Genomic DNA, 18,769 nt, shown 5'->3' on the forward strand with positions numbered 1-18,769 from the left:
CAACGAAAGTCCTACGAAAGCTGTTCCAGAACGGCGCATGGCGCCCGAGATTCGCTCAGGAATCGCGATGGCTGTCTTCGAGCGGCGCTTCGCTGCCGCGGCCGATCCCGTATTTGCGCAACTTCTCCAGCAGGGTGGTGCGACGCAGGCCCAGCAGGGGGGCTGCGTGGGCGACCACGCCGCCGCTCTGCTGCAGGGCCTGGCGGATCAGCTCGTTCTCGATTTCCGCAATGTGCTGGCGCAGATCCAGGCCGCCCGCCGGCAGCGACACCAGCGGCGACAGGGTGGCCGGGTCGGGCGGCGATGGCGGCGGCGCGGGCGAGGGCGCGACCGGCTGCAGCGGCGGCAGCTGGGTTTCGCGCGGCGGCGGTGCATCGCGCAGCAGGTCTTCCGGAATCGCGGCGCGGTAGCGCGCCGGCAGGTCGCCGACGCCGACCCGGCCTTCCGGGTGCAGCACCGCCAGCCGCTCCAGCAGGTTGCTGAGCTCGCGGACGTTGCCCGGCCAGTTGTAATGCTGCAGCGCCGCGATGGCCTCGTCGGTCAGGGTCACCCGGCCACGCCCGGCTTCGGCCAGCTGGCGGGTGATCGCCATCACCAGATCGGGCAGGTCGTCGCCGCGTTCACGCAGCGCCGGCAGTTCGATCGGGAACACGTTGAGGCGGTAGAACAGATCCTCGCGGAACCGGCCATCGGCGATATGGGCCTCGAGGTTGCGGTGGGTGGCCGCCAGCACGCGCACGTTGCAGGTGATCGGCGGGCCGCCGCCCACGCGCTCGAACACGCGCTCCTGCAGCACCCGCAGCAGCTTCACCTGCATCGCCATCGGCATGTCGCCGATCTCGTCCAGCAGCAGGGTGCCGCCCTCCGCCATCTCGAAACGGCCCTTGCGCTGGGTCAGCGCGCCGGTGAACGCGCCTTTCTCATGACCGAACAGCTCGCTTTCCAACAGGTCGGGCGGGATCGCGCCGCAGTTGATGGCGACGAACGGCTTGTCCCTGCGCTGCGAAAGCCCGTGGATGGAACGCGCGGCGACTTCCTTGCCGGTGCCGGACTCGCCCAGGAGCAGCACGGTGGTGTCGAAGCGGGCCACCTGGTCGATCAGCCGGTTCAGGCGCAGCACCGCGGCGCTGTGCCCGGTCGGGCCCAGCTGCGGGATTTCCCGCCGCTCGTCGTCGTCCATGCGCTTGATGCTGGCGCGGCGCAGCACGTCCTGCAGCTGGTTGCGGCGGATCGGATAGTCCAGCGTCCAGACCATTTCGGGGTGCAGGTGCCGGCGCCAGCCGCTGGCGTCGGCCGGGCCGGGTAGGGCGATCATCGGCGGGTGCATGGGCTGCGCCGCCAGCCAGGCAGCGAACGCATCCCACGCGCCGGCATCGCCGACGTCGCCGGCGATCACCGCGACCCAGTCGGTGGCGCGCGCCTTGCCCAGGTCGAGGTCCGCGGCATCGACCACGATGCGCGGGGTGAAATCCATGAAATCCAGCAGCGTCGCCAGCCGTTCGGTGCGGGCGTCGTCGGCATCGACCACCAGGATGCGCGATTCACTCATGCGCCGGCCTCGTTCCCGGCCAGGCTTTCCAGCAGCGGCAGCACTTCCTGCATGTAGTTGAGCTTGCTGACGAAGGCATCGCTGCCGGCGCGCTGGGCATGCTCGCGGTGTTCGCTGTCGTCGAAATGGCTGACGATGGCGACAAATGGGGGCGCGTCCTGGGCTTTTATCAGCCGCGTGGCCTGCAATCCGCCCATTTCCGGCATCGCCAGATCCATCAGTACCACGTCCGGACGCAGGGATTCGGAACGGGCCACCGCCTCGATGCCGTTCGCCGCGGTGCCGGCGATGTCGATCCACGCATGCTTGCGCATGTGTCGGGTCACCGCGTTGATGAAGCCTTCGTGGTCATCCACGAGCAGCACCCTGATGGTTCTCAACATCTTCTTCCCCCCTTGAGAAGATCAGCCCAGCCGCGCCATCGGGGCCGGGCCCCGCTCGCGGCGGCGCATCCGCGCCGGTGCGATGCACAGCTGTTCACGATACTTGGCCACGGTGCGGCGCGCCACGCGAATGCCTTGTCTGGCCAGCATCGCGGCAATCACCTCGTCGGCCAGCGGCGCGTGCGCCGGCTCGTCTTCGATCAGCCGGCGCACCATCGCCTTGATCGCCGCACCGGACACCTCCGCGCCCTCCAGCCGCACCGCAAACAGGCGCTTGAGTTCCAGCGTGCCGCGTGGGGTCTGGATGTATTTGCCGGTGGTAATGCGCGAGATCGTGGATTCGTGCACCCCGATTTCCTCGGCCACATCCTTCAGCGTCAGCGGCGCGATGGCTTCCTCGCCCTGCTCGAGAAAGGCCTGCTGGCGCGTGACCAGCACCCGCGAGGTCTTGAGCAGGGTTTCGTTGCGGATGCCCAGGCTGCGCAGCAGCCAGCGCGCTTCGTCCAGCAGGCCGCGCATGCCGGCGTGGCCGGAGGCCTGCTCCGCATGCGCGCACAGGCGCAGGCGCGGCGCGCTGCGGGTATTCAGGCGTACCTGCCAGCCGCCACCGCCGCGCCAGGCGATCACGTCCGGCACGATGAATGCGGGTTCCGGCTCCGGCGGCTGTTCCACCGGGTGCGGCTGCAGCGACAGCACCAGCGCCACTGCTGTCGCCACCTCGGCGGGCGATGCGTCCAGCTGCCTGGCCAAGGCCGGGAGTTCGTGCCGGGCCAGCGTTTCCAACTGCTCGCCGACGATGCGCCGCGCCAGCGCCCGCGCATCGCTGGCGGGCAGGGTGCGCAGCTGGGCCAGCAGGCATTCGCGCGGGTCGGCCGCGGCCATGCCCGGCCAGTCGCCCTCCAGCAGCAGGCGCTGGCGTGCGGCCAGCAGGGCCGTGGCGTCGGTGTCGGGTAGTTCGTCGGCCAGCTGCATAGCGCCATGGCGGGCCAGGTCGAACGGATCGCCTTCCAGATAGCCGCGGTCGTCGCAGCAGTCCAGCCACCATGCGGCCATCGCCAGTTCGCGCGCGTTGCAGCGCAGCTGCAGCTGTTGCAACAGGCGCTGGCGCGGGTCGCTGGATTCGCCGGCGGCGATGCGGGCGGTGGCATCGTTGTCCGGATCGCCGGCATGGCTGCCGCCGGACAGGAACATCGGTTCAGGCAATTCGTCCCAGGCGGCGGCTTCCAGCGCGGCGTCATGGCCATCACCGGCGGAAACGGGCTCTTCCTCGTCCGCCTCCTGCTCCAGCAGGGGGTTGCGTTCCAGGATCTGATGGAGTTCCTGTTCCAGCTGCAGCGAGGTGACCTGCAACAGGCGGATCGACTGCAGCAGTTGCGGGGTCAGCGTCATCGACTGCCCCATCTTGGCCTGCAAGCTAGCCTTCATCCCGGCCCCCCGTGGTCCTGCCTGAACTGCCCATCTGCAGTGGTTAAGTCGCCCCTACCGAGTAACCGCGCACGCGTCTTGCATGCAGTGTAGGCGAATCCATGGAAATAGGCGCGACCGGAGTCGGAAAATCGACACGACGACAGGCGCGCTCGAAACGCGGACGTGGTCGCGCGTCCGGCAGGGCGGAAGCCAGGATTACTGGTCGCGCTGTGCGCGAAGCTCGGCGATGGCCCGACGGTGCTGGCGGAACACGTGGCGCTCCAGCGCCGCGCGGGTGGCGTCGGGCAGGGGGGCGAATTGCAGCCACTGGCTTGGGGTGCCGTCGTCGCTGGGTGCGCAGGCGAGCACTACCGCCGGCAGTACCAGCGGTTCCGGCAGCCAAGGGGTGGCCTGCATGCGGAACAGGCCGGTGCTGCCTTCCACGCAGGCATTGCCAGCCGGCATCCGCACGCCCTGTGCTGACCAGCGCAGCAGCACCCGCGGATCGGCGTTGGCCTGCGCATTCAGGTTGCCGACCAAGGTCAGCAGCAGGTCCAGCTTGGCTTCGATGCGTCGCAGCGCCAGCCCCTGCGGGCCTTCTTCTTCTTCGTTACGGCTGTCTTCGATGATGGCGATCGCAGACAGGTGGATCTCGGCGCGGGAACAGACGGTTTCCAGCCAGGCCGGATCCAATTGTTGTGGCACGAATGCCGCCCGCTGCAGGTCTTCACAGGCCAGCGCGTCGCCGAACAGGGCCGCGTCGGCGTGTTCGCGGTTCATCCCATCGCCTGCAGGTAGGCGTTGGCGCCTCGCTGGTGGCGCTGCAGCTGCTGCAGCTGGTCGGCGACGAAGTCGCGCCGCTGCCCCAATTCTTCCAGCATCGCCTGCTGGTCGTTCAACAGCTGCACCCACGCCTGCACTTGGCGCGGGTCCAACAGCGCGGTGTCCGCGCCACCCAGCGCCTGACGCACGGCGCGATCATGCGCATCCACCAGCGCCGCAGCCGCGTCCAGATCGGCCCGGCCCAGCGCTTCGCGTAGGGCCTCCACAGGCAGGGCGGGCGGGGCGTCGGTGGTGTAGTCGGTCACCGCGCGCGTTCCGGGTCGATCTGCTGCCACGCGGATTCGATGTCGGCGATCAGGCCGTCGACCTCCTGCACCACGGCGACATCGTTGTTCAGGTTGGCCTCGGTCAGCCGGCGCTGCGAGTAGTCGTACAGCGCGGCCAGTCCGTCGGCGATCTCGCCGCCGGCGGCGTGATCCAGCGAACCATCCAGATGGCCGATGATCAGGCTGGCCTCGCTGATGGCCTGGCCCTTGCGCGGCAGGTCGCCGACTTCCATGCAGGCGCTGGCCAGCTTCAGGCGTTCGCGGATACCGGCCAGCATCAGGCTCACCAGCCGATGCGGAGTGGCGTCCAGCACCGCGCTGTTGACGGCGGTCTGGCGGTACTGGTTGGCATAGCCGCGTGCGTTCATGGCATTGATCAACGGTTGCTGTTGCTGTTGCTGAGGGCACCCAGTTGCTGGGTGAGATAGCTGGAGGTGCTTTGCATCTGCGCCATCATCGCGTCCAGCGCGGTGAACTGGCGGCGATACGAGGCTTCCAGACGCTCCATGCGGGCATCGAGATCGGCGCGCTGCTGGCCCACCGACTTCATGCGGTCGGCCAGCGTCTTGCCGCGATCGGCCAGCAGCCCCTGCGCGCCCACGTAGTTGTGCAGCAGGTCGCGCATGCTCTTGCCGAAATCGGCGTCTTCGCCCAGCAGGTTCTTGACCGCGCCGGGATTGGCGGCAAGGGCCGCGTCGAACTTCGTGCCGTCCAGGCTGAGCGACCCATCCACCGCGGTCTTCAGGCCCATCGCACTAAGCTCGGCGTAGTTGTTGCCGATCGCGTTGCGCAGCGATGCGGTGATCGCGCGCGGCGCGGCATCACCGCTCAGCGGGCCAGCGGTCTTGCCTTCGCCACCGGCGGCGCTCTGCGTGCGCAGCGCGCCCAGCGCGGTGTTGTAGGCGCTGATGAAGCCGAGCATGGAGGCCTTCAGCGTGCTGGCGTCGGAACCTACGTCCAGCGTGAATGCCTCGCCGGGCTTGGCCTTGGCCAGGGTCAGGGTGACACCATCGACCAGATCGGCCAAGGTATTGGAGGAGGAGGTTCTAGTGATGCCGTCCACCTGCACGACGGCATCCTGCGCCGGCGTGACTTCGGTCATCGTGCCGCCGGACGTTGCCAGCACCGAAAGTCCGCCGTCGCCACCGCTGGCACTGATGGTCAGCGCGCCGGCGGAACCGGTCTTGCTTGAGTTCAGCACCAGCACCTGCCCGGCATCGCCATTGACTAGCGTGGCGTTCACGCCCTTGCCGGCCGCCTGCGCATTGATGGCGTCACGGATGTCGGCCAGCGTGCCCTTGCCGGCTTCGATAGTGACATCGAAGGCATCGCCATCGCCCACTTTCAGCGTCAGCGTGCCATCGCCGACCTGGGTGGTGCTGGTGGCAGCGGCCGACTGCAGCTTGTGCGCAGTGGCCAGCTTCTCGACGATGATCGAATAGGTGCCCAGCGCGGCGGAACTACCGGCGCTGGCGGTAAAGCCCGCATCCGTGCCCACGGTGGCTTTGCGACCGGGCAGGCCGCCGGCGCCGTCCAACTTCTTCAGCGCGCTCTCCACGCCAGCCAGAGCGGCCTTGATTGCGCCGAAGGCGGAAATCTGCGTCTTGGTCGACGTCTCCATCGCAGTCAGCCGGTTTTCCGCCGGCGCGCGTTCGGCCGCGACCAGTTGGCCGACCAGTTCGGTGACATTCAGGCCCGAGCCGATGCCCGCGCTGGTGATGCTGGCCATGTTGGCGTCCTCCGTGGCGGCCGCACGCGCGGCGCCTTTGTGGGTTGCAGGGAATATAACGGCAGCGCTGGCCGTACCTTAAACCCATCCGGTGTCAATTGAGCGGTCACGCCCAACGTGGTCGGGAGACCACGGCTTACGTCCAACCGGATGCTTGTCAGGCTTCCCGATCAAACAAGCCGCGGCCGGTGGCGGCCAGTCGCCTTGCCACCGTCAATGCGGTTTCGTCGGGGATCTGCACGATGGTCTCGCCGGTGTCCGAATCCACCACCGACACCACGATGCGGTTCGCATCCTCGTCCACCCGGAAGCGCAGGTTGGTCTGTCCGCGGGCGTCCGCCATCGCCTGTTCAAGCTGTTTCTGCAGTTCGCTGGCCGTTGGTTTGTTGGATGCCTGTATTGCCAGGGCCTGTTTGGCCTGCGCCTCTCGCGCCTGCAGGGCAGCATCAGGGGAGGGCGTACCGGCAAGCGGACGCGGCAAAGCCCCGGCGCCGGGCGTCGAGGCGGGAACGGCTCCGTTAGGCGGAGCGCTGATGGGCGTGATGCTGGACATGACGGCTCATCGAAGGGGTTGGGACAACTCTCCTGCAGTCCGGGCCGGGGCCTTTCCTGCCGCAATTGCGTGTTGCTCCTTGAACCGGGTGTTGCCGGAAAGCAGGTTGGCCCCGACGCGATCTGCGTCGGGGCCGTCCTGCCGTACCGTTGTTGCTAATGGCCTATTAGCGCAGCAGGCTCAGCACGTTCTGGGTGGACTGGTTGGCCTGGGCCAGCATGGCGGTACCGGCCTGGGCCAGGATCTGGGTGCGGGCCAGTTCGGCCGTTTCCTTGGCGAAGTCGGTGTCGCGGATGCGGCTGCGGGAAGCGGTCAGGTTTTCCGAAGTGGTGTTGAGGTTGCTGATCACCGAACTGAAGCGGTTCTGGATCGCACCCAAGTCGGCGCGAGAGCTGTTGACCGATTTCAGGGCGGCATCCATCGCCACGATCATCTTGTCGGCACCAGCGGTGGTCAGAACGTTTTCGTTCTGGAATCCGTTGTTGGTGGTGACAGCAGCAACACCATTGGTCAGTCCGGCATCAGTGCCCCCCGCGATCGTGAAGGAACCTTCATTGAAGCTGGTGAGGGTCATCGTGCCGTAATAGGTGTTCGTTGCAGAGTTGCCGGCAGTCGGATCGTTGGCCTGTCCGGCGAAACCGCCAGCGGTGGCGCCAGCGCCCCAAGCCTCAACGACATCAATGTTGGCGCCATCAGCGCGGCTGAACGTCAAATTGCTCCCGGCTGCAGTGCCGGTAAAAGTGATGCCTGCGGCATTGAGCGTGTCTTTGACGGCATCCAGATCGGTATCGAGATTCGCAGCGGTATAGCCAGCCGCTTCGTTCTGAGAGATGTTTACACCGCCCACACTCAGGCTGTACGTGCCGCCGGCAGAAGTGGCGAAAACGCCCAGCGAACCCGTGGTGCTGCTCGCGGTTGCGGTCACGCCGGTCTGGCTGCTGATGGCATTGATCGCCGCAGCCTGCGCCTTGGCATCCCGAGCGGCCGCGCCCACGGCGACATTGTTGATGGTCAGCTCTCCCGCGGTGAGCGCCCCAGCAACAGCAGCGCCCGCGGCGGTCGACGAAGACCAGCTGCCGAGGGAAGCAGTACCCGCGTCGGCGACGGAATCAATGCTGATGACCTGGCCCTGGTTGGCGCCGATCTGGAACGCCTGAGCGGTGAAGGAACCATCGAGCAGCTTCGTGTCGTTGAACGAGGTCTGCTCGGAAACGCGCTGGATTTCAGCTTTCAACTGCTGGACTTCAGCGTCGAGTGCCTGCCGGTCCGAGGTCGAGTTGGTGGCGTTGCGCGACTGCACCGCCAGCTCGCGGATGCGCTGCAGGTTGTTGCCGATCTCGCCCAGCGCGCCTTCGGCGGTCTGCGCCAGCGAGATACCGTCGTTGGCGTTGCGCGCCGCCTGGTTCAGGCCGCGGATCTGGGTGGTGAAACGCTCGGAAATCGCCAGGCCAGCGGCGTCGTCCTTGGCGCTGTTGATGCGCAGGCCCGAGGACAGGCGCTGGATGGTGGTGCCCAGGCTGGCGTTGTTGGTCGTGAGGTTGCGCTGCGAGTTCAGCGACATCACGTTGGTGTTGATGATGGACATTGCGTGTTCTCCGTGGAAGGGCGATGCCGGAATGGGTCAGGGCGTTGCCGGTTGGGGTCCGCAGGGGCTTGCCGGTTTTTGGTGCGGCCCTGTCCTCTGCAATCCCGGTAACGGACCCCGCTGGGGTTTCTTGAGGGGAATGTTTGGATTTGGGTACTGCTTCGCAGAAATAAAAAAATTTCCGTGGAGGCCCTAAAGATTCCTAAAGCCTGCCTTCGCAGTGCGGCGGCCGGGCTGCAAACCGGTATCGGCAATGTGCTGGCAGCCTGTAATCGGCGGTGTTCGGCAAGCGGGTGGCCTTGCCACGGCTTGTCGACGTGGCGCGCGCGACAATCGCGCCGTGCGCCGGCAAGCTTGCCGGCATAGCGATGCTATGCGACCGCAGGAGCCGCCTGATGAAACTTCCCCATCTGCCGCGCGGCGTGGTTGCGCTGGGCTTCGTGAGCCTGTTCATGGACACCTCGTCGGAGATGGTGCACAGCCTGCTGCCGGTGTTCCTGGTCAGCGTGCTGGGGGTCAGTGCGATGTCCGTGGGGATCATCGAAGGCATCGCCGAGGCGACTGCGGCCATCGTCAAGGTGTTCTCGGGCACGCTCAGCGACTGGATCGGCAGGCGCAAGCCGCTGGTGCTGCTGGGCTACGGGCTGGCCGCGTTGACCAAGCCGCTGTTCCCGCTGGCGTCGGGGCTGGGCATGGTGCTGGTGGCGCGTTTCGTGGATCGGATCGGCAAGGGCATCCGCGGGGCGCCGCGCGATGCGCTGGTGGCCGACATCACCCCGCCGGAGTCGCGCGGCGCGGCGTACGGGCTGCGGCAGTCGATGGATACCGTGGGTGCGTTCGCCGGGCCCTGCATCGCGCTGCTACTGATGGCTGCCAGCGGCGACAACTTCAGGCTGGTGTTCTGGGTGGCGGTGGTGCCGGCGGTGGTCTCGGTGCTGTTCATCGTGTGGGGCGTGCAGGAGCCGGAAACGCTGGCGGTGACCCACCGGCGGCGCTCGCCGATCCATCGCGACGAACTGCGCCGGCTGCCGGCGTCCTATTGGCTGGTGATCGGGTTCGCCGGGGCGCTGTCGCTGGCGCGGTTCAGCGAGGCCTTCCTGCTGCTGCGCGCCAGTAGCGTGGGGCTGGCGGCGACTTGGGTGCCGCTGGTGCTGGTCGTGATGAACGTGGTCTACGCGGCCAGCGCATGGCCGTTCGGGCACTGGTCCGACCGCGGCGAACGCCATCGCCTGCTGGCGCTGGGCATCCTGCTGCTGATCGTGGCCGACGTGGTGATGGCGCTGGCAACGTCGGTGGGCTGGGTGCTGGCCGGCACCGTGCTGTGGGGGCTGCACATGGGGGCGACACAGGGCTTGTTGGCCACGCTGGTCGCCGACGCCGCGCCCGCCGACCTGCGCGGCACCGCGTTCGGCCTGTTCAACCTGATGACCGGCCTGGCCCTGCTGCTGGCCAGCTTCCTGGCCGGCGCGCTGTGGACGGCGGCGGGGCCGGCAATGACCTTCGCCGCCGGCGCCGGGTTTTCGCTGCTGGCGCTGGTTGGGTTGGTTGTGGTCAGCCGGCGGACGCGGGCTGCAGCGGCCTGATGTCCGGGCGGCGGATATTAGCCCCGGTGCCGCCTCAGAGCTTGTTGAACAGCGACATGCCCTGCGTCTGCAGCATGGTCTTCTGCGCGGCTTCCAGCGCCAGCATCTGCATGTTGAGGCGGCTGATGGCTTCGGCCAGATTGGTTTCGCGCAGGCTGGCCAGCGATTCGGACAGGGTGAGGCTCTGCAGGCTGCGGCCGTCGTTGGCGGTGTCGATGTCGTTCATGCGCGCGCCGACGCCGGAACGCAGCGACAGCATGTGGCCCTGCGCGGTGGTGATGTCGCCGATGGCGCTGCCGAAGGCGTTGACGCGGCGGGCGTTGTCGGCGGGGCCGGTGCCGGGCAGCAGCAGCGCGTCGGCGAAGGCCTGCAGGGTGGCGAACACGTCCTGGTTGGGGGCGGTTTCCACGCTGAAGGTGTCGCCGGCGGCGGGGCTGCCGCTGATCCTGAACTCCACGCCCAGCCCGGACGATGCGGGCGGCACGGCGCTACCGCTGGTCCAGCTGCCGGTCACCGGCGGCGCCAGCGGGTTGCCGCCGGCATCGACGATTTCGTAAGCATCGGGGGCAGTGAACCGCAGGGTGAGGGCGTCGCCGTTCCAGGTGCTGGCGTCGGTGGCTTGGGCGCTGTTCAGCAGGCCGCTGCCGGTGTTGCCGGCGCCGGCGCTGCCGCGGGCATAGCCGTCGCCGGTGCGCACGCGCAGGAACACGGCGCTGCCGGGATCGCCGTCTTCGATGGCGACATCCGGCCCCACTTCCACCGCGTTGCGGCCGTCGTCACCGTGGTAGATCACGTTGCCGGCGTTGTCGGAGAAGGGGATGACGCCGTCGCGGGTGCCGGCGAACAGGCGGCGGCCGTTGCCGTCGTCGCGGTTGGCGATGTCCAGCAGGTTCTTGCGCAGCTGCAGCACTTCGGTGGCGATGGCCTTGCGGTCGTCCGGACCAAGTGCGCCGCTGTTGGCCTGGATGGCCAGCTCGCGGGCGCGGGTGAGGCTGTCGTTGGCGTCGGTCAGCGCGTTTTCCTGCATGCGCAGGCGGTGGTCCACGCGCAGGGCGTCGCTGTCGTACTGGGTCAGCGCGGCCTGCAGGTGGTCCAGCCGCTGCGCGGTGGCCATGCCGACCGGGTCGTCCTTGCCCTGGGTGAGCTTGACGCCGCTGCTGATCTGCTGCTGGGTGCGGGCGATTTCACTCTGCCGGCTGAGCAGGCTGTTCAGGCCCTGCATGTACAGGCTCTGGGTGGAAATGCGCAGGGTCATGGGGCCTCCTTCATGGCATCAGCGGCGCACGGCGCCGAGCAGTGCCTGGAACATGGTATCGGCAGTGGCGATCACCTGCGCGGCAGCCTGATAGGCCTGCTGGTAGCGCAGCATGTTGGTGGCTTCCTCGTCGAGGTTGACGCCGGAAACGGATTCGCGCTCGGCCAGGATCTGGTCGTCCATGACCTGCTGCGCGTCGAGGTTGAGCTGGGCGTGGCGGGCGTCGCCGCCGACGCGGGCGGTGAGCTGCGACATGCCCGCGGTGACGTCGTTGCGGCCGCCGTTGAGCACGGCCTTGGCGTCCACCGCCGCCAACAGGCGCGCGTTGGCGTTGTCGGAGGAACGCGGGCCGGTGCGGCCGAGGTTGATTTCGTCGCCGGCGGCGGGGTTGCCTTTCAGCACCAGCGACCAGCCGCTGCCGGTGATGGTGTCGCCGGGCGCATAGGCGACCGGCGGGCCACCGTCGACGGTATAAGTATTGGCGTCGATGAAGCTGATGTTGGCGCTGGTGAAGCCGGCGAACAGCGCCGGATCGGTGACGCTGGCGGTGCCGCCGCTGACGTTGCCGATGTTGCCGGCATCCAACCCCACTGTCATCGGCGCGGCGGCGGCAATCTGGCCGGGATCGGTCAACGCCAGCTGGATATTGGCGGCGGCCGCGGCGGTGGGCTGCAGGAGGAATCGGTCGCCGGCTGCGGCCGCGCCCGACAGCACCAGTTCCACGCCTTCGACCACGAACGGGTCGGCGCCGGTGCCGGTGCCGGTCATCGCCACCGCCTGGCCGGTATCGGCGCGGGCGGCGTTCCATGCAGCGCCGTCGAAGCGCAGGACCAGGTTGTTGCCGGTGAGCGCGCCAACGTCGGCAACGCTGGTGGCGAAGCTGGCGGTGGACGCCGCGGCGTTGCCGCTGTGCGGATAGACCTTGGGGTCGGGCAGGGTAAAGAAGTCGGTGCCCGGGTTGCCGGCGTAATCGATGCCGCCGCGCTGGGTGGCGTTGAAGGTGTCGGCGAAGGCGGTGGCCAGGCGGCCCAGTTCGGCGCGGGCCGGATCGAGCACGTTGCTGCGGAATTCCAGCAGGCCGCCGATGGCGCCCGAGACCGAACCGGCCGGCAGCGGCACCGGCCCCGCCGGCGACTGCACGGCCAGTTGCGCGCGGTTGGCCTGATACGGGTCGGCCACGGTGGACAGCTGCATGGCGCGCGCGCCCAGCACCATCGGCTGGCCGCCGATGGTGAACACGTTCATCGCGCCGTCGTCCTGCAGCACGCCTTCGGCGCCGACCAGCGCCGATAGCTGGCCCACGCGCAGGTCGCGCTGGTCCAGCAGATCGGGCGAGGCGTTGTCGCCGGAGGCGATGATGTCGCGGTTGAGGTTCGCGATCTCGCCGGCCAGCTGGTTGGCGGCGGTGATGTTGTCCTTGAGGCTGGCCTCGACCTCGTTGCCGAGTTGGGTCAGGTGGCCGTCGAGCGAACGCCAGCGCGTGGCCAGCTGGCCGCCAGTGGTCAGCATCTGGCTGCGCGCGGCGGTGGAGGTGGGGTCGGCCACCACGCCCTTGGCGGCGCTGAAGAAGCTCGACCAGGCCGTGGCCAGGCCGGTAGTGGGGTCGGAAATCAGCTTGTCCACCCGCGACGACAGTCCGGTCATCTGGGTCAGCCGGCCCATTTCGCCGGCGCTGTCGAGCTGGCGCGCATACACCAGGCCGTCGGCAAGCCGACGCAGGTTGGCCACGTCGACGCCCTGGCCGATGCTGATCCGGCCCGGCTGGCCCGCTCGCGCTTCGAATTCCACCCGCTGGCGGCTGTAGCCGGGCGTGGTGGCGTTGGCCACGTTGTGGCCGACGGTGGACATCGCCCGCTGGAACGCCAGCAGGGCGGATGCGCCGGTTCCGAGTACGCCTCCAGTCGGCATCGTTTAACCCTCCAGTCCGGCCAGCGCACGACGCATGGTAGCGCCGTCGGCAATCGCCACGATCTTGGCCGCGTAGGCCGGGTCGGTGGCGTAGCCGGCGCGCTGCAGCGCCTTCGCGAAATGATGGACGTCGCCGCCGGTCCCGCGCGCGTCGGCATAGCGCGGGTTCTTCAGCAGCCGGGTGTAGTCGGCGAAGCTGTCGGCCGGGCTGCCGTAGCTGCGAAACGCGGCGCGTTCGTTGACCCGCTGGCCGTTGACGTATTCGTGGGTGGCGGTTTCGACCTTGCCGCCGCGCCAGCTGCCGCCGGCCTTGATGCCGAACAGATTGTGCGAGGTGACGCCTTCGCGCCCGGCCAGGCGACGGCCCCAGCCGGTTTCCAGCGCGGCCTGCGCCACCAGCGCCTTGGCCGGCACGCCCAACTCCTCGGCGGCCTTGCGCGCATGCGGCCAGACCGAACGGGCGAAGGCTTCGGGGCTGCTGCAGTCCAGCGGCGCGTTCTCGTCGCAGCTGATGACCGCGGCGGCCAGCGGCGGGCGCGGCGGCATCGCCATCGCCTGCAGGGAGGTGCCGCTGCTGGCGGGGGCCAGCGACAGGGAGCTGCCGCGCAGGCCGGCCGGCAGCGGCAGCCCGGAGGGAGTGTCGGCCGCGGGCAGCGCCATCGGCGCATTCGGCTGGCGCAGCGGCAGCCCGCCAACCGGCGGTGCCGGGGTGGCGGTGGCGCCGGACAGCTGGCCCACGATCATCGGCTGCAGGCCCAGCCCGCGACCCTTGGTCAATTCCTTCGCCAGGGCCTGGTCGTACATGTCGCGATAGCTGTTGTCGCCGCCGAACGGGTCGCCCGGCGTCGCGCTGCGCATGCTCTTGATCAGCATCTGGGCGAACTGGCTCTCCAGCCCGCGCGCGGCTTCCTCCACGCGGGCGCGCGGGGTCGCCTCGGGGCGTTGCAGGGGGAAGGCGGTGGCGACGGGCAGGCGCATGTCAGGATGGATGCAAACGGCATGCCATCGGCATCAGATCACTTCCAGCTCGGCGCGCAGGGCCCCGGCCTGCTTGAGCGCCTCGAGGATGGCCACGATGTCGCCCGGCGCCGCGCCGACCGCATTCACCGCACGCACGATCTCCTCCAGCGAGGTGCCGCCCTTGAACAGCACCATGTGGCTGCCCTCGGCCTCCGCGCTGACGGTGGACTGCGGTGCCACCACGGTGCTGCCGCGGCCGAACGGCTCCGGCTGGCTGACCTGGGTGGCTTCGGTGATGGTGACGGTGAGCGAGCCGTGCGCGACCGCCGCCGGCAGTACGCTGACCTGGCCGCCCATCACCACGGTGCCGGAGCGGGCGTTGACGATGACCTTGGCGGCGGCGGTGCCGGGATCCACGTCCAGGGATTCCAGTGCGGCCAGGAAACTCACGCGGTCGCCGGCCGGCGGCGCGATCTCGATGGTTACGCCGTCGAGCGCGCGGGCGCTGGCGGCGCCGAAGCTGCGATTGACCGCCGACACGATCCGCGAGGCGGTGGTGAAGTCGGCTTCGTGCAGGTTCAGCACGACTTTGTCGCCGGTGTTCGAGGCGGGCACCGAACGCTCGACGATGGCCCCGGACGGAATCCGCCCACCGTTGGGCGCGTTGACCGAGATCCGCGAGCCGTCGCGCCCGGAGGCACCGAAGCCGCTGACCACCAGGCTGCCCTGGGCGATCGCGTAGACCTCGCCGTCGGCGCCCTTGAGTTGGGTCATCAGCAGGCTGCCGCCGCGCAGCGAGCCGGCGTTGCCGATCGAGGACACGGTCACGTCGATCGGCTGGCCGGGCTTGGCGAACGCCGGCAGTTCGGCATGCACGGCCACCGCGGCCACGTTCTTGAGCTGCGGATTGACGTTGGGCGGGATCGACACGCCCAGCTGGTCCAGCATGGTGCGCAGGCTCTGCACGGTGAAGGGCGTCTGGCTGGTGCGATCGCCGCTGCCATCCAGGCCCACCACCAGGCCGTAACCGATCAGCGGGTTGCCGCGCACGCCGGCCACCTGCGCCAGATCCTTGACGCGTTCGGCCTGCGCCGGTGGCGCCACCGCCAGCGTGAACAGCAGGGCGGCAACCGCGATTGCAATACGTTTCATCGGGGCCGCCTCAGTAGGGGAACAGCGCGGAGTTGAAGAAGCGGCCCAGCCAGCCCATCGCGTTGGAGCGGGCGAGGGTGCCGCGGCCGCCGTAGACGATGCGGGCGTCGGCCACGCGGTCGGAGGTCACCCGGTTGTCGGAGCCGATGTCGGCGCGGCGGACGATGCCCTGCACCTGCACCAGCTCGTCGCCCTGGTTCAGGCGCAGCTGCTTGTCGCCACGCACCAGCAGGTTGCCGTTGCCGAGGTCCTGCACCACCCGCACGGTCAGCTGGCCTTGCAGCTGGTTGCTCTGCGCGCTGTTGCCGTTGCCGGCGAAGTCGCGCCCGCCTTCCACCGAGGCCGACAGCAGGGACTTGCCGTTCAGCGTGACCTGCTGGCCGGCGAGGGTCGGCGCCGCCATGTCGACGCCGCTCTTCTTGGTGACCGCGGTATTGGCCTTGGTGGTGGCGCTGGTGCTTTCCACCAGCACGATGGTCAGCAGGTCGCCGATGTCGCTGGCCTTGTTGTCCTGGAACAGGCGCATCGGCTTGCCGCTGCGGCCGGCATAGATCGAGCCGCCGCCGTCGCCCGGACTGGGCGCGGCGCGCACCGGCTGCGGCGCCGGTTCCGCGTACTGCGCGACCGGGGCGTCGAACGGACGCACGTCGCCCTGCAGCCGGTTGGCCGTAGCGCAGGCCGACAGGCCGAAAACGGCGGCAGCCAGCATGGCGGTGCGGGCGAGGAGGGCGGCGCGGCTCATGGCGGTACTCACACGTTGTTGTTCAGGAACGCCAGCATCTGGTCGGTGGTGGAGATCGCCTTGGCGTTGGTTTCGTAGGCGCGCTGGGTTTCGATCATCGACACCAGCTCTTCCACCACGTTGACGTTGGAGGCTTCCAGCGCGCCCTGGATCAGCCGGCCAAGGCCGCCGGTGCCGGGGCCGCCGGTCTGCGCCGGGCCGCTGGCGCCGGTTTCGGCAAACAGGTTCTCGCCCAGCGCCTGCAGGCCGGCCGGGTTGACGAAGTCCGCCAGGGTCAGCGCGCCGATCTGCACCGGCTGCGCCTGTCCGGCCAGCTGCACGCTGACCGTGCCGTCGGCGCCGATGGTGACGCTCTGCGCACCTTCCGGCAGCTGCAGGCCCGGCTGCACCGGGTAGCCTTCATTGGTCACCACTTCGCCCTGCGCATTGATCTGGAAGCTGCCGTCGCGGGTGTAGGCGGAGCTGCCGTCGGGCATCAGCACTTCGAAGAAGCCGCGGCCGTTGATGGCGGTGTCCAGCGCGTTGCCGGTCTGGTTCAGACTGCCTTGGGCGAACTGCTTGGCGGTGGCCGCCACCCGCACGCCGGTACCGATCTGCAGGCCGGTGGGCAGCTGGGTCTGCTCGGACGTGGCGCCGCCCGGCTGGCGGATGGTCTGGTACAGCAGGTCTTCGAAGCTGGCGCGGTCACGCTTGAAGCCGGTGGTGTTGGTGTTGGCGAGATTGTTGGAAATCACCGCCATCTTGGTCTGCTGGGCATCGAGGCCGGTCTTGGCGATCCACAGGGACTGGGTCATGGCGTGTGTCCTTTCAATTCAATTCGGGGATGCAAGGCGCTGCGGTCAGCGCATCGACACCAGCGAAGCACTGGCGCGCGCGTTCTCGTCTGCACGCTGCAAGAGCTGTACCTGCATTTCGAACTTGCGCGCCAGTTCGATCATCGACACCAGCGCATCGGCCGGGCGGACATTGCTGTCCTCCAGCGTCCCGGAGGTCAGCGACGCCCCGGTGGCCGGCTGCGGGGTGAATCCGGTGCGTGGGCGCAGCAGGCCGTCGTCGCCGCGTTCCAGTTCGGTGGTCTTGGCCGTCACCAGCTGCAGGCGACCCGCCTCGGCGATGGTGGAGGGCGGCTGGCCCTGCGGAACAATGGAAATGGTGCCGTCGCCGGCGATGTCCAGACTCTGGCTGGGCGGGATCGCCAGCGGCGCGCCGTCCGCGCCCAGCACCAGCTGGCCGCTGGCGGTGGACAGCAGGCCGTTGGCATTGATGGTGAGGTCGCCGGCGCGGGTGTAGGCGGTGGCGCCGTTGCCGTCCTGCACCGCCAGCCAGCGCTCCTGGTGCAGGGCGATGTCGAGCGGGTTGCCGGTCTGCCGGATCGCGCCCATGCGGGCGTCGATGCCCAGCGTGCGCGCTTCGGTGGCCACACGCGAGGGATAGCCCGGGCCTTCGATGGGCTTGGCCGCGGTGGCTTCCAGGGTGGCCTGGAAACCCACCCGGTCGGCATTGGCGAGGTTGTTGGCCACGGTGGCCTGGCCGCGCAGCATGGCGCTGGCACCGGTCATCGCAACGTAAAGGGCTCGGTCGGTCATGGCAGCCTCCGGTCGCCCCCGCGGTGGCGGGGGCGGGGCGGTTCATCAGCGGATGTTGATCACCGTCTGGGTGATCTGGTCCTGGGTCTGGATCATCTGCGCGTTGGCCTGGAAGTTGCGCTGCGCGGTGATCATGTTCACCAGCTGCTCGGTCAGGTCCACGTTGGAGGCTTCGAGGCCGCCGCCCTGGACCATGCCGAAGTCGGCGGTGCTGGCCTGGCCGCGGCGCGGCTCGCCGGAGTTGTAGGTTTCGGCCCAGACGTTGTCGCCAAGCGACTGCAGCCCCTGCGGATTGACGAAGTTGGTCATCGCCACCTGGCCCAGCGGCTGCACCACGCCGTTGGTGTAGCGCGCCGACACCACGCCTTCGGGGGAGGTCTCCACGCCGGTCAGGCGGCCGGTGGTATGGCCGTCCTGGGTCAGCCCCAACACGCTGAACTTGTCGCCGTACTGGGTGGAGCGGCCCAGGTCCAGCACCAGGTTCAGCGGCGCCGAGCCGTTGGTGGTGGCGTAGGCGGGCAGGCTGATCTGGCCCGGCGAGGGCGAGGTGAGCGCGCCGGTGTCGGAGTACTGCAGGGTCTGCGGGCCGCCCACCGCGTTGCCGTCGACCAGGGTATGCACCTGCCACTCGTTGGGGTTGGCGGTCTTGACGAAATACAGCGACTGGCTGTGCGCGGCGCCCAGCGAGTCGTACACCGTCACGGCGGTGGTGTGGTTGTAGCTGTTGGGATCCAGCGGATCGAACGGCGTGACCGTGGGCGCGGTGGCCGCGGCGGGCAGGTTGGTTTCCACGGTGACGTTGCCGGTGGCGGCGGGCGGCGCGTCGCCGGTGGGCAGCTGCAGGTCGCCCATGCGGCCGGTGTCGAAGCCGCCTGCGGTGTTCGGCAGGAACACCTGCAGGCGATGGCCAGCGGGGTTGACCACGTAACCCTCGCGGTCGGCGCCGAAGTTGCCGGCGCGCGAGTAGACCGTTGCGCCGTTGTTGGTGAGTGTGAAGAAGCCCTGCCCGGAAATGGCCATGTCCAGCGCGCGGCCGGTGAAGTCGATGTTGCCCTGGTCGAACTGCTGGGCCACCGCCTGCATGCGTACGCCGGCGCCGGTGGCGGCGCTGGACAGGCCGTAGGCCGATACCGCGAACAGATCGCCGAACTCCGCGCGCGACTGCTTGAAGCCGGTGGTGTTGACGTTGGCGATGTTGTTCGAGGTGACGTTGAGGTCCTGGCTGGCGGCGTTCATGCCGCTGACGGAGATGCGAAAGCTCATGGTGC

Annotated in this window: 18 protein-coding genes; 1 reads left to right on the forward strand and 17 read right to left on the reverse strand. The window is 68.8% G+C overall.

Annotation, left to right across the window (positions count from 1 at the left end; all coding sequences use genetic code 11):
* Nucleotides 1-55: 55 nt before the first annotated feature.
* The 9 genes from G582_RS15960 to G582_RS0107680 form a co-directional block, all read right to left on the reverse strand.
* Nucleotides 56-1,549: a sigma-54 dependent transcriptional regulator gene (locus tag G582_RS15960; protein ID WP_051246985.1), complete on the reverse strand. Its 1,494-nt coding sequence runs from the start codon at nucleotides 1,547-1,549 to the stop codon at nucleotides 56-58.
* The gene (locus tag G582_RS0107645) at nucleotides 1,546-1,929 is read right to left on the reverse strand and encodes a response regulator (protein ID WP_028839332.1); all 384 of its coding nucleotides are present in this window, start codon (nucleotides 1,927-1,929) and stop codon (nucleotides 1,546-1,548) included. The genes G582_RS15960 and G582_RS0107645 overlap by 4 nt, the downstream gene beginning before the upstream one ends.
* Nucleotides 1,930-1,953: 24 nt before the next feature.
* The gene (gene rpoN, locus G582_RS0107650) at nucleotides 1,954-3,357 is read right to left on the reverse strand and encodes an RNA polymerase factor sigma-54 (RefSeq protein ID WP_028839333.1); all 1,404 of its coding nucleotides are present in this window, start codon (nucleotides 3,355-3,357) and stop codon (nucleotides 1,954-1,956) included.
* A 198-nt stretch (nucleotides 3,358-3,555) separates the two neighbouring features.
* Nucleotides 3,556-4,119, reverse strand: coding sequence for a PilZ domain-containing protein (locus G582_RS0107655; RefSeq protein ID WP_028839334.1), 564 nt, complete (start codon nucleotides 4,117-4,119; stop codon nucleotides 3,556-3,558).
* The gene (gene fliT / locus G582_RS0107660; protein WP_038053343.1) at nucleotides 4,116-4,427 is read right to left on the reverse strand and encodes a flagellar protein FliT; all 312 of its coding nucleotides are present in this window, start codon (nucleotides 4,425-4,427) and stop codon (nucleotides 4,116-4,118) included. Before fliT ends, G582_RS0107655 begins: the two co-directional genes overlap by 4 nt.
* Nucleotides 4,424-4,816: a flagellar export chaperone FliS gene (gene fliS, locus G582_RS0107665; RefSeq protein WP_038053345.1), complete on the reverse strand. Its 393-nt coding sequence runs from the start codon at nucleotides 4,814-4,816 to the stop codon at nucleotides 4,424-4,426. Before fliS ends, fliT begins: the two co-directional genes overlap by 4 nt.
* Before the next feature lie 8 nt (nucleotides 4,817-4,824).
* Nucleotides 4,825-6,177, reverse strand: a complete 1,353-nt coding sequence (fliD, locus tag G582_RS0107670; protein WP_028839337.1) for a flagellar filament capping protein FliD — start codon at nucleotides 6,175-6,177, stop codon at nucleotides 4,825-4,827.
* A gap of 157 nt (nucleotides 6,178-6,334) precedes the next feature.
* On the reverse strand, nucleotides 6,335-6,730 hold the full coding sequence (locus G582_RS17495; protein WP_083961065.1) for a flagellar protein FlaG: 396 nt from the start codon (nucleotides 6,728-6,730) through the stop codon (nucleotides 6,335-6,337).
* Nucleotides 6,731-6,896: 166 nt separating this feature from the next.
* Entirely contained in the window at nucleotides 6,897-8,315 is a 1,419-nt protein-coding gene (locus G582_RS0107680; RefSeq protein WP_028839339.1) for a flagellin N-terminal helical domain-containing protein, read from the reverse strand.
* A gap of 395 nt (nucleotides 8,316-8,710) precedes the next feature.
* Between G582_RS0107680 and G582_RS0107685 the strand changes: the two genes are divergently transcribed.
* Nucleotides 8,711-9,898, forward strand: coding sequence for an MFS transporter (locus tag G582_RS0107685; protein ID WP_038053395.1), 1,188 nt, complete (start codon nucleotides 8,711-8,713; stop codon nucleotides 9,896-9,898).
* A gap of 34 nt (nucleotides 9,899-9,932) precedes the next feature.
* On the opposite strand, the gene flgL is transcribed toward G582_RS0107685, so the two are convergent.
* Genes flgL through flgE form a run of 8 tightly spaced genes read right to left on the reverse strand, consistent with a single transcriptional unit; the run spans nucleotide 9,933 to nucleotide 18,764 of the window.
* Nucleotides 9,933-11,153 carry a flagellar hook-associated protein FlgL gene (gene flgL, locus G582_RS0107690; RefSeq protein ID WP_028839341.1) on the reverse strand — a complete coding sequence of 407 codons (1,221 nt, stop codon included), beginning with the start codon at nucleotides 11,151-11,153 and terminating at the stop codon, nucleotides 9,933-9,935.
* Between the two features lie 18 nt (nucleotides 11,154-11,171).
* Nucleotides 11,172-13,061, reverse strand: coding sequence for a flagellar hook-associated protein FlgK (flgK, locus tag G582_RS0107695; protein WP_028839342.1), 1,890 nt, complete (start codon nucleotides 13,059-13,061; stop codon nucleotides 11,172-11,174).
* A 3-nt stretch (nucleotides 13,062-13,064) separates the two neighbouring features.
* Nucleotides 13,065-14,039, reverse strand: coding sequence for a flagellar assembly peptidoglycan hydrolase FlgJ (flgJ, locus tag G582_RS15965; RefSeq protein ID WP_051246992.1), 975 nt, complete (start codon nucleotides 14,037-14,039; stop codon nucleotides 13,065-13,067).
* A 33-nt stretch (nucleotides 14,040-14,072) separates the two neighbouring features.
* On the reverse strand, nucleotides 14,073-15,173 hold the full coding sequence (locus G582_RS0107705; RefSeq protein WP_028839343.1) for a flagellar basal body P-ring protein FlgI: 1,101 nt from the start codon (nucleotides 15,171-15,173) through the stop codon (nucleotides 14,073-14,075).
* A 10-nt stretch (nucleotides 15,174-15,183) separates the two neighbouring features.
* Nucleotides 15,184-15,915, reverse strand: coding sequence for a flagellar basal body L-ring protein FlgH (gene flgH / locus G582_RS0107710; RefSeq protein WP_028839344.1), 732 nt, complete (start codon nucleotides 15,913-15,915; stop codon nucleotides 15,184-15,186).
* A gap of 8 nt (nucleotides 15,916-15,923) precedes the next feature.
* Nucleotides 15,924-16,709 (reverse strand): flagellar basal-body rod protein FlgG, encoded by a 786-nt coding sequence (gene flgG, locus G582_RS0107715; RefSeq protein WP_028839345.1) that lies wholly within the window; start codon nucleotides 16,707-16,709, stop codon nucleotides 15,924-15,926.
* Nucleotides 16,710-16,754: 45 nt separating this feature from the next.
* Entirely contained in the window at nucleotides 16,755-17,501 is a 747-nt protein-coding gene (locus G582_RS0107720; protein WP_051246994.1) for a flagellar basal body rod protein FlgF, read from the reverse strand.
* A 45-nt stretch (nucleotides 17,502-17,546) separates the two neighbouring features.
* On the reverse strand, nucleotides 17,547-18,764 hold the full coding sequence (gene flgE, locus G582_RS0107725) for a flagellar hook protein FlgE (protein WP_028839347.1): 1,218 nt from the start codon (nucleotides 18,762-18,764) through the stop codon (nucleotides 17,547-17,549).
* Between the last annotated feature and the right edge of the window lie 5 nt (nucleotides 18,765-18,769).

This window comes from Thermomonas fusca DSM 15424, from assembly GCF_000423885.1.
Taxonomy (GTDB): Bacteria; Pseudomonadota; Gammaproteobacteria; order Xanthomonadales; family Xanthomonadaceae; genus Thermomonas; species Thermomonas fusca.